Annotated in this window: 10 protein-coding genes and 2 pseudogenes; 5 read left to right on the forward strand and 7 right to left on the reverse strand. The window is 67.9% G+C overall.

The window, feature by feature from the left end; all coding sequences use genetic code 11:
• The first annotated feature begins 810 nt into the window (after positions 1 to 810).
• A complete protein-coding gene (locus tag OG978_RS01690; RefSeq protein ID WP_326763467.1) occupies positions 811 to 1,335 on the forward strand; it encodes a GNAT family N-acetyltransferase in 525 nt (174 codons plus the stop codon).
• A gap of 21 nt (positions 1,336 to 1,356) precedes the next feature.
• Here the strand turns inward: OG978_RS01690 and OG978_RS01695 are convergent.
• From OG978_RS01695 to OG978_RS01705, 3 genes and pseudogenes are all read right to left on the reverse strand, one after another.
• Positions 1,357 to 1,907 (reverse strand): annotated as a pseudogene (locus OG978_RS01695) (helix-turn-helix domain-containing protein); the annotation flags it as partial.
• A 98-nt stretch (positions 1,908 to 2,005) separates the two neighbouring features.
• Entirely contained in the window at positions 2,006 to 4,372 is a 2,367-nt protein-coding gene (locus OG978_RS01700; protein ID WP_326763468.1) for an LAETG motif-containing sortase-dependent surface protein, read from the reverse strand.
• A gap of 257 nt (positions 4,373 to 4,629) precedes the next feature.
• Positions 4,630 to 5,355 carry a DUF6333 family protein gene (locus tag OG978_RS01705; protein ID WP_326763469.1) on the reverse strand — a complete coding sequence of 242 codons (726 nt, stop codon included), beginning with the start codon at positions 5,353 to 5,355 and terminating at the stop codon, positions 4,630 to 4,632.
• 221 nt (positions 5,356 to 5,576) lie between these two features.
• Here OG978_RS01705 and OG978_RS01710 point away from each other — a divergent pair, with 221 nt between their 5' ends.
• Positions 5,577 to 6,212 carry a helicase associated domain-containing protein gene (locus OG978_RS01710; RefSeq protein WP_326763470.1) on the forward strand — a complete coding sequence of 212 codons (636 nt, stop codon included), beginning with the start codon at positions 5,577 to 5,579 and terminating at the stop codon, positions 6,210 to 6,212.
• A gap of 419 nt (positions 6,213 to 6,631) precedes the next feature.
• On the opposite strand, the gene OG978_RS01715 is transcribed toward OG978_RS01710, so the two are convergent.
• Entirely contained in the window at positions 6,632 to 7,009 is a 378-nt protein-coding gene (locus OG978_RS01715; RefSeq protein ID WP_326763471.1) for a peptidase inhibitor family I36 protein, read from the reverse strand.
• Between the two features lie 222 nt (positions 7,010 to 7,231).
• Here OG978_RS01715 and OG978_RS01720 point away from each other — a divergent pair.
• Positions 7,232 to 7,848: pseudogene (locus tag OG978_RS01720) on the forward strand (SDR family oxidoreductase); the annotation flags it as partial.
• Between the two features lie 229 nt (positions 7,849 to 8,077).
• Here OG978_RS01720 and OG978_RS01725 read toward each other — a convergent pair.
• Positions 8,078 to 8,620: a hypothetical protein gene (locus OG978_RS01725; protein WP_326763472.1), complete on the reverse strand. Its 543-nt coding sequence runs from the start codon at positions 8,618 to 8,620 to the stop codon at positions 8,078 to 8,080.
• A 646-nt stretch (positions 8,621 to 9,266) separates the two neighbouring features.
• On the opposite strand from OG978_RS01725, the gene OG978_RS01730 reads away from it, so the two are divergent.
• The gene (locus OG978_RS01730; RefSeq protein WP_326763473.1) at positions 9,267 to 9,974 is read left to right on the forward strand and encodes a hypothetical protein; all 708 of its coding nucleotides are present in this window, start codon (positions 9,267 to 9,269) and stop codon (positions 9,972 to 9,974) included.
• A 166-nt stretch (positions 9,975 to 10,140) separates the two neighbouring features.
• On the opposite strand, the gene OG978_RS01735 is transcribed toward OG978_RS01730, so the two are convergent.
• Positions 10,141 to 10,521, reverse strand: coding sequence for a hypothetical protein (locus tag OG978_RS01735; protein WP_326763474.1), 381 nt, complete (start codon positions 10,519 to 10,521; stop codon positions 10,141 to 10,143).
• 556 nt (positions 10,522 to 11,077) lie between these two features.
• Between OG978_RS01735 and OG978_RS01740 the strand changes: the two genes are divergently transcribed.
• Positions 11,078 to 12,220 (forward strand): hypothetical protein, encoded by a 1,143-nt coding sequence (locus OG978_RS01740; RefSeq protein ID WP_326763475.1) that lies wholly within the window; start codon positions 11,078 to 11,080, stop codon positions 12,218 to 12,220.
• 219 nt (positions 12,221 to 12,439) lie between these two features.
• Here OG978_RS01740 and OG978_RS01745 read toward each other — a convergent pair whose 3' ends face one another.
• A complete protein-coding gene (locus OG978_RS01745) occupies positions 12,440 to 14,551 on the reverse strand; it encodes a DNA gyrase/topoisomerase IV subunit B (RefSeq protein ID WP_326763476.1) in 2,112 nt (703 codons plus the stop codon).
• Positions 14,552 to 14,621 lie beyond the last annotated feature (70 nt).

The raw sequence follows: 14,621 nt of genomic DNA on the forward strand, positions 1-14,621 counted from the left end.
CGGGGTGTCGGGCACGCGGTCGACTGCGACGAAGCCCGGCCGGAGCGCCTGTCTGTCCCTGGATCGGGCAGTTGCCGAGCGGGCTTGAAGCGGTTCTCGGGGCCGGCGATGGAGCTCTCGCCGACCGGGGCTGAGCCCGGTGGCGGCATCGGCTTCGAGGTGAGGTCACCACCGGGCGGGAGCGGCCCCCCATGAGGGTATACGGCCCTGTCATCAGCTTCGGTCCCAGAACCAGCGGGCGCGCGTAATCGGGCGCGGCAGCAGGTTGCGCAGGAGTTCGCCGGTCACGGGTGGCTACCCGAGCCAGACGGTGTCCAGCGTGTAGAGGCGTCCGGCCGGGCGATGGATGAAGGCCCCGGCCTGTGGGTGCCGGGGCTTCGTTGCATCAGCCGGGGCTTCGTTGCATCAGAGGGACGACGTGATGACGTCGATTAGGGTCTTGAGACCCTCCCACAGTGCGCGCGCTGCGATGTTCGCTGCGACGCGGCGTCCGAACGAATCCTTCGTCGTCTGCTGCTCGGGCTTGTTCAACCATGAGCCCCCCTCTCCGTGGAAGTACCCCGTGTTCTCGGGGCCTTCTGGCCTCTATCCAGGCGGTACTCCAGGGAAAGCGATGCGGGCTCATCGCAACTGTGCCCGAGGCCGGTGTGAACGCGTATGCAGCAGCTCGCCGGGCGGTGAACCGCTGTTACTCGTACGGTCGGGCATGGGTGCCCTGACAGGACGGTGCTCATGGGCTGGCCCCACGGTCACTTCGCTGATGTCTGTCTAGCGGCCTGAGGCGGTGGATGATCGACGAGGATCGTTGCCATGACCTACGTGATCGAATCCGCTCGTCCAGACGACTCCGCGTGGTTGGGGCCGTTGCTGCTGAGCGCTTGGCTGCAGACATACCCCAATCCGAAGATGGGGATCGACGAGGACTGGATCCGTGAGCATCGTGGCTCGTCAGCCACCGCGGAAGGCATCACCCAGTGGCGGGAGTTCATCGAGGCAGCAAACCAGCAACCGGACCTGCTGCTCTGCTGTGTTGTCCGTTCCGGCACCGAGATCGTCGGCGTTCTCTGCGGGCGCCGCAGCGAGGTGGTCACCCTCGGACCGATGTATTTGCTGAACCACGTCCAGGGCCAGGGACTCGGTGGCCGCATGATGACCGAGTTCCTCACCTGGGCCGGAGCCGCACCCATATGCCTATGGGTCACTGACTACAACGCCAGCGCGGTCCGCTTCTACCAACGCCACGGATTCAAGGTCACGGGCGAGCGGGAGCTTTGGCAAGGAAGGCTGCCCAACCTACGTATGACCCGCGAGGTCGCAAGCGTCAACCACAGCTGAGCTGTCCGGAACCAGACCCGTCTTGGCCCGCCGAAGCAAGCAGATCTGTTCCGGACTCCAGCGCCGCGCGAGGCGGTCCTGATGAAGTCGCGCAGCTCAGGGTTCTGGCCGATCTTTCCCGGCTTCGGGCGAAGCCGCCTGGCGTCGGCGCGGGACTGCGCGGCGTGCGGCCGGTAGGCCCAGCGGGAGGTGTCCCCGCGCAGAGGCATGCCGTTGCGGCGTATCTCCCGGCTGATCGTGGACGGGCTGCGGCCCAGCTCCGCGGCTATCTGCCGGATCGACGCCTTCTCCCGCAACCGGTCGGCGATGTGGATGCGATCGGACTCCCGCAGGTAGCGCGACGGCCTGTCGGGCGAGAGCGGTCTACGGACCGGTGGAGCACCCCGTGTCGCTCCCGTGGCCTGGCGGCCGTGCCGCCAGCGCTTGCCGGTACGCCGGTTGATACCGACGATCCGGCAAGCCTCTGTGTTGGTGAAGCCCTGGTCCATGAGCCGGAAGTATTCCGCTCGCTCACGGACCAGGGCCCTGCGGCCCTGAGCCCCCTGCCGGTTCTCCCGAATCCTGAAGTCCATCGCACCCCCTGAACTGGGGTGTTGCGACGACCACTAGAACGGAAGTCGGGAGTGCGGGGCCCTTCTCGTGTTCAACGGGCGAGTCGCCGCTGGCCGGTTCAGCCGGTGGCGTCCTGACGCCTGCGGCGCATCCACCACACCAGGGCCGCGCCGGCGGCGACGACCGCCACGGCGATACCGGAGATCAGCCCGATCGGGGTGTCGGAGCCGGTGTCGGCGAGGTCGCCGTGCGGGTCCGGCTTGTTCGCCGGCGGCTGGGTGCTCCCGCCGGTCCGGGTCGGGTCCGGGGTCGGGGTCGACGGGTCGTCACCCGGCTTGGACGGGTCGGGACCAGGCTTCGTGGGGGTGGGGGTGGGCTTGGGATCCTCGCCTTCGCCGGCCGCCATCTTGCCGCCGCCGAGGTAGAGGGTGTCGGTGTCCCGGTAGGAGACGTCATCGGACTGGAGGGACGTCTTGGTGGTGGTGTCCAGGGTGCGGTGTTCGACGTTGAACCGGGTGCGGGAGATGTTCTGCTTGGGCTGCTTGGAGAAGTCCACGCCGCCGACGCCCTGGTTGTAGACCTTGCCGCCGTACTCCAGCTCGAACCACTCGATGCCCTTCTTGATGGAGTCCATGTAGCGCTTGTGGACGCCCTCGCGGGTCCAGTTCTCGTTGGGCGCGCGCAGCGGCCACGCGGAGACGTCGTTCGAGTCGATGGTCTTGTGGAAGTCGGTCGGGGTCTTCGCATCCTGCTGGCGGATGTACTCGGCGGCGACGCGGGCGGTGTAGACGGCGCGCAGGTCGGCGTAGTCGGGGTCGGTGTTGACCCGGTCCTCCACCAGCGGCATCACGTTCGTGCGGACGTTGGCCTCAATGGCGTGCTTCTGCTCGTCGGTCAGGCCCTTGCACTCGGTGGAGCCGGGTGCCTGCCACTCGACGTCCAGCCACTGAGTGGACACCTTCAGGGGTGCGTCGAGGATGTAGATTCCGCCGTCCTGCTCGCGGACCTGGGCAGGCTTGGGCTCGATCCACATGCGCACGCCGGGGAAGCAGGGCATGCCGTTCTGGCGGGGTGCGGTGTCCCAGTACCGCTTGGCGCCGGCGTGCTTGTTGGGGTTGAGGGCTTCGGAGAAGTCGTGCTTCATCTCCAGGTCGGCTTCGAGCAGGACCCGGCCCGCGTCGGTCTTGCCGAACTTGGCGTCCATGACCCGGTCGGGCTCGTCCGGGTTGAGGTTGACCCAGAACTTCTCCGGGGTGAGTGCGAGCCAGGTGAACAGGGCGTCGGAGGAGAGCTGCATGCGCGCCTCGCCACCGAAGCCGGGGTTCTCGTCGGGGTTGGGCATCTGGTCGGCACGCATGGAGTACTGCATGCCCTTGCCCTTGCCCAGGCCGCCGACGTAGCGCAGTTCCAGGGTGGTGAAGTCGACGCCGCCCGGGCCGCCGCGCGGAAGGGTGCCCCGGGTGTCGAGCCGGCGGGCGTCGGCCTGGATCCTCTTGGCCTGTTCCAGGTTCTTCCCGGAGCCGTTGATCCGGTCGTTCAGCGGGCCGCGGGTGCCGCAGGTTGAGGCGGCGGCGAGCTGCATCCTGCCCTGGCCGCCCTGGCAGCCCGGGGCGAACCACCGCTGATAGTCGGAGTAGCCCTTGATCGGCTTGGTCCGCGGGACGGGGTTGTAGATCCGCTGGTTGCCGCGGACCTGGTTCGTCTGGCCGGGCCTCAGCCGGTTGATGTACCGGTTCAGGTTGTCGATCTTCTTGCGCTGGCCCGTGGTGAACGCCTTCGCGCCGGTGAACCGGAACTTGTGGTCCGGCATGAACCGGGCGATCTTCCGGTCCTTGGCGAGCTGCTTGTTCGTCAGCTCCGAGTTCGACTTGAACTCGTTGAACTCCTTGGTGCGCTGGTTGTAGGCGTCGTACCGGCGCGTCTCGACGACGTTGCCCTGTGCGTCGATGAGTTCGACGGTGACCTCGCACAGCCAGTCCGGTCCGACCAGGCGGAAGTCACGGACGAGCTGGCGTTCGAACGCCGATCCCTTGTGGTTGTTGGTCTGGTTGCGGATGAACCGGTGCTCGAACCAGTGCTCGAAGCTCAGGCCCTCCTTGTTGTGGAAGTACCGGGCGTAGATCTCGAACTTGCGGTCCTCCGGGTCACCGGACTTGTCCGCGATCTTCTGCCACGCCTTGTAGTTCTGCTCCGTGTCGTTCGGGACCTTCGACAGGGCCTGCGTCTTGTCTGCGGCTGTCGGAGGCTTCACCCCGTCGTACGCCTTGCCGGGCAGGTCGTAGTTGAAGTTCTTCGGGTTGCCCTGCCAGGCGGAGAAGTTCGAGCCGGTGGGGTCGTTGGGGAACCCTGAGTTCGTCGGCGTGCTCTGGTACTTGCTTCCCAGGTTCTTCACGTCGCAGCGCTTCGCGCCCGGCTTGATCCTGGCCGCGACGGCGCGCGGCGCGGCGGTCGCGGTGTCGGTCTCGATGCCGGGCAGGCCAGTCACGGTGATCGCCGAAGCGATCCCGAAAACGGCCAGAACTCGGCCTGCCAGACGCCACCGCTCGGGTATGCGCAGTGCTCTATTCAAGTGTGATCTTCCCTCATGAGTGGGGCCTTGAGGGGATAGGGGCGGCGCGTGTGGGCCCCCGTGACGTGTACGCGCCGCCCGTTCATCCTAGGCAGATCCACCGCCGCGCAAGAAGCGGATAAGTGCGTGTCGGCGTGTCAACCATGTTGAATGCGTCGGAAGTTGAGAGGTACTCAGCCAGTGAAATAAAGGCTTTCCATGTGGCTGGTCGCGTGCTCGCTGTGCCGCACCCGCAGTGAGGAGGCGTCCAGATCGGCCCTTCCCCACGGGTCCGCGTCCCCGAGGCATGCCGTGGCGAGGGCGCCCCAGTCGTTCTGGTTCGGGTCGTCGTCCAGGTCGAAGTACACGTCGAGCTCTTCGAGCACTTCCGCAGTGATCCCGAGGGTGGACATCACCGCCTGCGGATCGCCAGTCACGACGAACGGTTCGTCACCGGGCCAGCCGCAGGCATGGAACATGGTGCCGTCCGGCAGCCACACGAGGTCTTCGGTGTGCTCGGCGCCACAGTGCACCTCCACCCGGCCCACGATCCGCGCATTGGGGAAGCGCTCACGCAGCCGGGTGGCCTCCGCGAGCAGCGGCATGTCGTTGCCGTCGTCCGCGAAAGCCGGATCGGAGATCGACATGACGTTCCCCCACGCCCCCACCTGGACGACGTCCAGATCAGACCTCGTGGCGACCGTGACCGAGTCGCTCTGCTTACGGGGACCGAGGTCTTCGATGACGTCGTCGATCGTCTCCAGGGAGCGGGCGAACTCCTCGGCCCGGTCCGGGGCGTTGGGAGAAAGTTCGCTAGCGTCCACTGTGAACGGTGGGTGGATGACGGTCAGTTCGTAGCGGCTGCCGCTGCCCTGGGTCATGCGGTCGGGAGGCAAGGTCCAGAAGTCGGTGTCAGACATGCCTGTCACCGTAACGGGGGCCTGATCCCCTCGGAGGTGGTTACAGGCTGCCGGTCCGGTCTCCCGTATGCGAGTCCGCTCCGCCGGTGCCGGATGGCTGCGGTGGGACCCGGGGCAGTTCCGGCACCTCGGCCAGGTCCGGGAGGTGCCCCGGAACCTGCTGACCGTAGCCCTCGCGGTATCAGGTGGGTTTACGTTCAGCACGGGACAACCCACGATCGGTGTGGTCGGAGCAGGAGGCGGCCTGGGCGGACGGGGTGGCCGTCGCCCGCGCGTACGCCGCCGCCCATGGGCATTTCCTCCCTCCGACCACCGCGGTGCGGGAAGGGCATCCCCTTGGGGTGTGGGCGAAGAGCGCCCGGGCAGCGGCCCGTAGGGCGCGGGAGAACGAGGAGCTGCGCGCGGCCGGCCGCCCCGTCCCCTCAGCGGCCGGGGCTATGACCGAAGCGCGGCGGGATGAACTGGATGCGATCGATCCGGGATGGTGCCCGGCTGGGGACACCGCGTGGCAGCGCTGCTACCGCCTCGTCCAGAACCACATCCAGGCCGACGGAACACCCCCCACGGCTGCGGACGACGTCGTCGTCCAGGGCGAAGACCTCGGACGCTGGGGCACGGCGCAGCGGTACGGGTGGGAACAGCTTCTGCCCACACAGCGGTGGCTTCTGGAGAACACCCTCGGGATCCAGGCGGCCAGGGAAGAGGAACGGCCGGTGAAACAGACGCAGGATACGAAGTGGGCGGTCAACCTGACAGCAGCACGGCAGTTCCACGCCTGTGAGGGACACCCCACGGTGCTCAAGCTCGGCACATGGCTCGACAACGTCCGCAAGCGCGCCGCGAAGCTCCCCGAGTAGCGCCGGGCGGACCTCGACGCGCTCGGCATGCGTTGGTAGACGGCTGGGGTACAGAACGCGAGAGGGGCCCGGATTCGACGTGGGTCCGGGCCCCCTCTCGCGTCTACTCGTCCGTCCGTTCCTGGGGCGCTGGGCGGGTTACTGGTACTACCACCGACGTCTCCACGGGGAAATAGGGCACATCCCACCCGCCGAATACGAGACCAACTACTACCTCGCCACCACGAAACCCCAGGTCACAACCACAAGCTGAGATCTCTACCGAACCCGGGGCGGTTCACTCCGGTACTGAGCTGTCCGTTGAGGCGGGCCTGACGGGCGCGCGCTTCCCGCTCTGCCAACCATTGAGACGAGTTGGGGTGCCCGGGTCTGAAGCCGGGCACCCCAACTCGTCTCAATGGCTCAGCTCAGGAAAGTTCTCAGCAGTTGCCCCAGCTGTTGGAGCTGCCGCGGTGGGCATGGGCCGAGTCGCGCGGGGAGGACTTGCCGGCCTTGATGACCTTGACGCTGCCGGTGTAGTTCTTTCCCTGCCAGACGCAGGCGTCCAGTCCCGATTTTGCGTTGTTGTACCAGGACGCGTCGTGGTTGTTGATGGGCCAGGCCTCCCACGAGGCGTTCTTGCCGGAGAACTTGTACATGTGGCCCTTGTAGCCGGTCTGGTCCCACACGCACAGGTAGCCGCTCGGGCAGGCAGCGGTGCCGGTGGGCGCGGCGGAGGTGCTGGAGACGGGGCCGATGACGGTCAGCGCGGCAGCGATTCCGGCGGTAGTCAGGGCGGACACGAGGGTGCGACGCATGGCGGTACTCCTCACTCAGGGACTGGCTGATTCGGTCACAGCCTTCTGGAACCTACCGCTCCGCTACCCATTGCATTCACTTATCACCATGAGTGGCTAAATCTGTTCATGTGTCGTCTCATGGTGCCTTCTTGCGCTTTTGCTCACATGGCCAGACGCCGGCGAGCCAGTGCCAGGTGCCAGCGGTAACCCGCGCCAGCATCGCGGTGGCGAACTACTCGTTGGGGCGGCGAGCACCTGCTCGTCGGCTCCGTCTTCGGCAAGAAGAGCTGGGAGACACCGCTCGCCGACGGCCTGCGCATCCTGGAGCTCGGGGTGCGCACGCACGTGATCACCGCGGCACTCGCCCTCCCGCTCTCTGTCCGCCCCAACACGCCCCTGCACGTGGAGGTCACCGACGGCACAGCGGTCTCCAACCGCCGATAACGCGAGAACCTCTACTACGACCTCGCGAAGAACGCCCCGATCCCGATCGCCTTCGGGCTGGTCGGGAACTGGCGGAGTACGGGGGCACGGCGGTCGCCGTCACACCGGGCTTCCTGCGCTCGGAACAGATGCTCACCCACTTCGGCGTGAACGAGGACAACTGGCGCGACGCCATCGCCCAGGAACCGGGCTTCGCGATCGCCGAATCACCGCACTACCTCGCCCGCGCGGTAGCCGCGCTCGCCGCCGACCCGGACCGCGCCGCCCGCTGGAACGGCAAGTCCACCGCCAGCGCCGAACTCGCCAGGACCTACAACGTCCGGGACACCGACGGCAGCCAGCCGGACGTCTGGGCGTACTTCGAGGACAACAGGTACAGCGGGAAGGACAGCCCCGCGGACGACTACCGCTGATCCTCCCGCCCCGCGACGTACAAGACAGCGGGGCTCCGCGCGTGCTCCCAGAAGCGGGGGCCGGCCCGCCGAGGCCAGCACCTTCGCGCCTTTGCCCAGCCCGGTCAGGCTGGGCAAAGGCAACATCGGATGCCATGTCAGCTTGGCAAAAGGCATAGGGGCACCCTCAAGGCCATGCAGGTCATTGGCCGGTGCGGAACATCCTGCGCACCATCAACCGGTCCATTGCCTATGCCTGGACGCAGGACATGCGCAACTCCGTCAAGGCGCCCCAGGCTGCGTCGGTAGCGATCAGCGCCGTCGACGTGCTCCGTCCAGGGACGAACAGCACATAGTGCCTTGCCAGGTAGGAGAGGTCACCCCACGGCTCCTGACTGTGCGCACGCGCAAGCACTCGGTCGCAACGCGTACAGGCAATCCACGGGACAACCAGGAGATCAGCCAGCGCCGCGTCGGTGGCTACGGAGGATCCGGGCAAGGGGACGGTGTCGGCATGCTCGATCAACCTCAGCCTGTTGTCCTCCTGGTGGTCGCCGAGACATCGGCCGAGGCCGGGAGCGAGTGCTGTCCGCATGCCCCAGACCTCGGCCGTCACGGCGATCTCGGCCCGCACGGTGTCGCTGATCGGCACCTGATGCTTCAGCAGGCTGGCGATGAACTGGTCGAGTCCGGCTTCCTGCTCCCCGATGTCCCAGCAGTCCATAAATCCCGCAGCGTCAGCGGGTGGCAGCAGCGCAGCAAACCCACGCCATTGGGTCGCTTCATCGATCACGCGGCCGAGGCTATCGGTGCCGTCGCCGATCAGGCTTTGGGGGGACCAAGAGGCCCGCATCCGCCCGGTACCCGCGTACCACCGTCATCACGGAGACCAGGCCGAGGCCGAACCCGCAGCGCACCGTCCCAAGCCAGACACATTCCAGGATCGGCAGACCCCCCACAGGCATCTCGATCGGCTGCTCGAACCCACGGTTGCACTCGTCGTTTCCGCCGGAGACCGCCCCGGCGATGTTCAGCAGCTCACAGGACTGCCCTGCGGCGAAGCCGGTCGCGATGGATGAAGGCCCCGGCCTGTGGGTGCCGGGGCTTCGTTGCATCAGCCGGGGCTTCGTTGCATCAGAGGGACGACGTGATGACGTCGATTAGGGTCTTGAGACCCTCCCACAGTGCGCGCGCTGCGATGTTCGCTGCGACGCGGCGTCCGAACGAATCCTTCGTCGTCTGCTGCTCGGGCTTGTTCAACCATGAGCCCCCCTCTCCGTGGAAGTACCCCGTGTTCTCGGGGCCTTCTGGCCTCTATCCAGGCGGTACTCCAGAGAAAGCGATGCGGGCTCATCGCAACTGTGCCCGAGGCCGATGTGAGCATGTATGCAGCAGCTCGCCGGGCGGTGAACCGCTGCTGCTCGTACGGTCGGGCGTGAGTGCCCTGGCAGGACGGTGCTCCCGGGTCGGCCCTGCGGCCACTTCACACGTTCCGCAGGGCCAACCCATCGCAGGTTGAAACCGCCGACGCCTACGAGCCGTTGGCCGCGATCGTCGCCGATCGCGCGCCGCACGCACGCCTGCTGAACGAGATCACCGCCCACGCCGGCGACGACCACCACAGTGTCTGGCTGGACGAGAGCGACCAGGCCGTGTGGCATGCCAGGAGCGAGCCCGGCAAGGACGAGTGGACGCTGGACCACAAACCTGCCGCAGAGGCCGTTGACTGGATCACGGAGACCCTCACGCTCGTGCTCGACCGCGTCGCCTCCCCGGAACAGGCCGAGATCTACGAGATACACCCCGGCCTGGAAGAGGACGACCTCGATGCACTCGACGAGCTGGAGTCGGTACGGCTGACCGCGCTCCAGGCCCGAAGCACAGACCCCGCGGTAATCGACAGCATGATCCGAGGTCAGATGGACCAGCCCCGGGAGGAGATCCGCCTCCTGGCATGGCTGCGGGCCGGCAACCTGAAGCAGGCGTTCGGGACGGAGCGGGGCGCCGCCGCGGCCGCCGGAGCACGGAACATCACACCGGAGTCCGCCCGGCGATCCCTCGCGGCCGCCGCCGAGTTCGACGCCCGCGTACACGACGGCGCGAAGCAGGCACGCCTGACGGCAGGCGGCGGGCAGCCGACGACCTGACCCGCCATACCCGGTCGCCAAGACTGTGAAACGCCCCGCCCTACGCCATTCTCCCCGGAGCTCCCGCCATGCCGCAGCGGACGACAAGGAACGGGCCGCGCCGGAGAAGCTCGCCACCGGCTGCTCCGACACCGTCGTGAAGTAGAAGTCGCACTCTGACCAGCAGTCAGGGGTGAGGGTGCCGTGCTGGCCGGGACCCGGCCAGCACCTCCACAACCAGGTCCGTCTCCACCCGCGTATACGACTCGCCCCTGCCCGCCCGCTCCCCCACCACCACCGTCGTGCCGGTCAAGGTCTCACCGACACGAGCCGCGAGGACAGGCCCCAGGCGGGCGGACACCCGGGCCGACCCGCCCTCGTCCCCCACCGGCAGGACCAGATGGTGCGGTCTGAGCCGAGGGCCGGTGAACCCCAGCGCCAGGGCATCGACCGTGTCCGCGTGCCGTATCTTCACCCACCGGCGCCGTCCTGACGGATCGCTCGCGCTGCCCCGCTTCCAGACGATTCCTTCGATGCCCTGGTCGCGCAGGGTGTCGCACCAGAGCACGGCGACATCCCAGTCGTCCGTTGCCGGGGCGGCCTGGATCGCGGCTCGACATCGGCGAGGAGCTCCAGGAGGAAGGCGCGGCGCTCGGTGTACGGGCGGCTTCGGCAGTCGCCGACCGCCGGGTCCGGGTGCTGCAGGACGTCCCAGCAGACGTAGGAGGCCGGATACCGGGCGCGGGCCCGGGTCACGGACGACACAGCCCGTGACTGCGCCGCCGCGAAGTCCAGCCGGCTGTCCCGCCAGATCACCGCTTCCCCGTCCAGGGCCGTGCCTAGCCTGAGTTCCATGTTCTCTTGGGGGTGGACTGTTGAGCGGGTTCGGCAGGGGTAGGTCTGCGCAGATCAGCGCTGTCTCCATCCACCGTATCGAGTGCAACAGGTGTGGCGCTATCCCTGGATTGGGTGGTGCTTGCGCCTGATAAGGGTCGCGATGTCCTCGCCGGCAGGATGACGAAGCCGAAAGTTGCCGGGGTGTTTAACAACGGCATTGCGCTGGCGGAACGCCGCTCGGCGCAGAATTCTGCATGATCCTGGCCCGGCCGTGCGAGGATCCCCCGATGCCCGCACCTCTGGACGTCGCCCTTCCCACATCCGCCGAGATCGAGGCACTGCTCACGGCCTCCGTCGGCGCCCGGACCACCATCGAGCGCATCGAGCCGCTGCACCATCCCTGGGTGCTGCGCGCCCACCTGGCGGAGGCGACCGGGCTCCCTGAAACGGTCATCGTGAAATGCCTCCGCCCCGAGGGATACGGCCTCCGCTCCGCTGAGGAGCTGACGCGGTGCGAGCACGCCGCGCTCGCCTTCATCGCCGACGACCTCTGCCTCGACCTCGCACCAGGCCTGCACGCCGCCTCACCGGACTCCCGCCTGCTCGTGCTGGAGGACCTGTACCCGCGCAGCGAACTGGCCGAACTGCTGCACCGCGACGGCCACACCCCGGCCCTGGACGCCGAACTGACCGCCTTCGCCTCCTCGATGGGCGAGCTGGCCGCCGCATCCGTCGGCCGCGCCGCGTTGTTCAATGCCCGCCGCACGGCACTGGGCACCGGCGCCGACCGGCTGGGCGACTGGGAACACGCCTACACCGGCCTCTGGCGGAACGGGCTCGCCCGGGCCGCCGCCTTCGGCGTCCCGCTGCCCGCCGCCGCGGAGCGCGATCTGGAAGCGGCCGTGGCCGAACTGGCAGATCCCGGCCCATTCCTGGCCCTGACCAACGGCGACCCCGAGTCACACAACTTCCTGACCGGGCTGAGCGGCGGCGGCCGGCTGATCGACTTCGAGGGGGCGGGCTTCCGCCATGCCCTCACCGCCGCGACCAGCTTCGCAGTCCCCGGCCCGGACTGGTTGGGAGTGTCGGGGCCGGGCCAGGTCGAGGCGTTCCGTCGAGCCCTTGCCCGGACGGTCCCCGAGGCCGAGGACGACCAGCGGTTCGGCTTCGGCCTGGCTTCGGCTTCCATGGTCTGGGTGATAATGCGCACCGGCCGGCTCAAGACGCTGGACGCACGCAGCCCCGGCAACGACTCCCGCACCCAGATGGTGGCCCTGCTGGAATCCGGAGCCCGCACCGCCGAGGCGCACCGGGTACTCCCCCACCTGGCGGCCTGGTGCCGGTCCACGGCGGCCCTGCTGCGCCGCCGCTGGCCCGACACCGACATCGACACCGCCGCCGTCGCCCCCTACACCTGGCGTGAACGGTAGGGCGGAGAGCCGGGCGGTCACCGCCGTGGGGGTGCCGATCATCCGCAGTTGTGACCTCGGCCGCTAGATGGCCAGTGACGCTTCGATTCCTACTGGTCGGGCGGCTGTGACGATTCCTGGTTGGCCATTTTGTCGTCCAGTAGTTGGCCAATCGGGCGTTGGGCCGGGCAATGGAGCAGGCGGTGCGGAGGGGAACCGCCTGGGCGGGTCGCGCGATTCTCAGATATCGATCCTGGACCGGTCGAGCGTGGCAGCGGAGCTGGCGATGAACTCCTTGCGGGGAGCCACGTCGTTGCCCATAAGCAGGTCGAACACGCCTTCCGCGGCATCGAGGTCGGAGAGGTTGATCCGGCGCAGGGTGCGGTAGCGCGGGTCCATGGTGGTCTCGGCCAGCTGGTCAGCGTCCATCTCGCCGAGGCCCTTGTAGCGCTGGATGGAGTCCTTGTACCGGATGTTCTTGCTCTGGAACTCGAGCAGCTTGTCGCGCAGCTCGTGGTCCGAGTACGTGTAGACGTACTTGTCCTGGCCCCTCTTCGGCTGGATCAGCTCGATGCGGTGCAGTGGCGGCACCGCGGCGAAGACCCGGCCGGCATCGACCATGGGGCGCATGTAGCGGTGGAACAGGGTCAGGAGCAGGGTGCGGATGTGGGAGCCGTCGATGTCGGCGTCGGTCATCATGATGATCTTGCCGTAGCGGGCCGCGTCGATGTCGAAAGTCCGACCGGAGCCGACTCCTATGACCTGGATGATCGCGCCGCACTCGGCGTTCTTCAGCATGTCGGTCACGGAGGACTTCTGGACGTTGAGGATCTTGCCGCGGATCGGCAGCAGTGCCTGGAACTCGGAGTTCCGGGCGAGCTTGGCCGTGCCGAGCGCGGAGTCGCCCTCGACGATGAACAGCTCGCTGCGCTCGACGTCGTCGCTGCGGCAGTCGGCGAGCTTGGCGGGCAGAGCGGAGGACTCCAGGGCCGTCTTGCGGCGCTGGGCGTCCTTGTGCTGGCGGGCGGCGATGCGCGTCCTGGCGGCGGCGACGGCCCTCTCCATGACCACCCGGGCCTGGGCGGCGGCGTCACGCTTGGTGGAGGTCAGGAACGACTTGAGTTCCTTGGTGACCACGTTGTTGACGATGCGGCGGGCCGCCGAGGTGCCGAGGACCTCCTTGGTCTGGCCCTCGAACTGCGGCTCGGCGAGACGGACCGTGACGACCGCGGTGAGGCCCTCCAGCGCGTCGTCCTTGACGATGTCGTCCTCGGCGACGCGCAGCAGCTTCTTGGCGCGCAGCACCTCGTTCATCGTGTTGGCGACGGCCTGTTCGAAGCTGGCGACGTGGGTGCCGCCCTTGGGGGTGGCGATGATGTTGACGAAGGACTTCACCGTGGTGTCGTAGCCGGTGCCCCAGCGCATCGCCACGTCCACGCCGAGTTCCCGGGTGACCTCGGTGGGGGTCATCTGGCCGTGGTCGTCGAGGACCGGGACGGTCTCCTTGAAAGTGCCCTGTCCGGTGAAGCGGAGGGTGTCACAGATGGGTTTGTCGCTCGCCAGGTACTCGCAGAACTCGCTGATGCCGCCGTCGAAGCGGAAGGACTCCTCCCCCTTGCTGCCGCCCTCGCCGAGGCCGTACTCGTCGCGGACGACGATGGTCAGGCCGGGCACCAGGAAGGCAGTCTGGCGGGCGCGCTGGTGCAGGTTCTCCAGGGAGACCTTGGCGTCCTTGAGGAAGATCTGTCGGTCGGCCCAGTAGCGCACGCGCGTGCCGGTGCGGCTCTTGGGGATTTTGGTGGTCTGGCGCAGGCCCTGGGCGGGGGTGAAGGGGGCGTCGGGTCCGGTGCCGGTGTAGGTGCCGGGTGTGCCGCGGCGGAAGCTGATGGCGTGGGTGTGGCAGTGGCGGTCGACCTGGACGTCCAGCCGGGCGGAAAGAGCGTTGACGACGGAGGCGCCGACGCCGTGCAGGCCACCGGAGGCGGTGTACGAGCCGCCTCCGAATTTTCCGCCGGCGTGGAGTTTGGTGTAGGCGATCTCGACGCCGGACAGGCCGGTGCGGGGTTCGGTGTCCACGGGGATACCGCGGCCGTTGTCGGTGACTTCCACGGAGCCGTCATCGTGGAGGATGACCTCGATGTGGTCGCAGGCGCCGGCCAGGACTTCGTCGACGGCGTTGTCGATGATCTCCCACAGGCAATGCATCAGGCCGCGGCTGTCGCTGGATCCGATGTACATGCCTGGGCGTTTGCGTACGGCCTCCAGTCCTTCGAGCACCATCAGGTGCCGTGCGGTGTAGTCGGAGCCGGCCTGGGGGCGGCTGCCGGTGGCCGGGACGGGGAACGTGCTCACGCAGTGCTCTCCTGGGCAACAGAGGGTAGCGGTCGGGCTTCGGGTCGGGCCTCCCGCCGGGGCGGGAGCA

It is taken from the genome of Streptomyces sp. NBC_01591, assembly GCF_035918155.1.
In the GTDB taxonomy this organism is placed as follows: Bacteria; Actinomycetota; Actinomycetes; order Streptomycetales; family Streptomycetaceae; genus Streptomyces.

Excerpts from the sequence above, each read along its gene's own strand:
- OG978_RS01690 (WP_326763467.1), top strand. The coding sequence starts at position 811 with ATGACCTACGTGATCGAATCCGCTCGTCCAGACGACTCCGCGTGGTTG.
- OG978_RS01705 (WP_326763469.1), bottom strand. The coding sequence starts at position 5,355 with ATGTCTGACACCGACTTCTGGACCTTGCCTCCCGACCGCATGACCCAG.
- OG978_RS01715 (WP_326763471.1), bottom strand. The coding sequence starts at position 7,009 with ATGCGTCGCACCCTCGTGTCCGCCCTGACTACCGCCGGAATCGCTGCC.
- OG978_RS01740 (WP_326763475.1), top strand. The coding sequence starts at position 11,078 with ATGCCCGCACCTCTGGACGTCGCCCTTCCCACATCCGCCGAGATCGAG.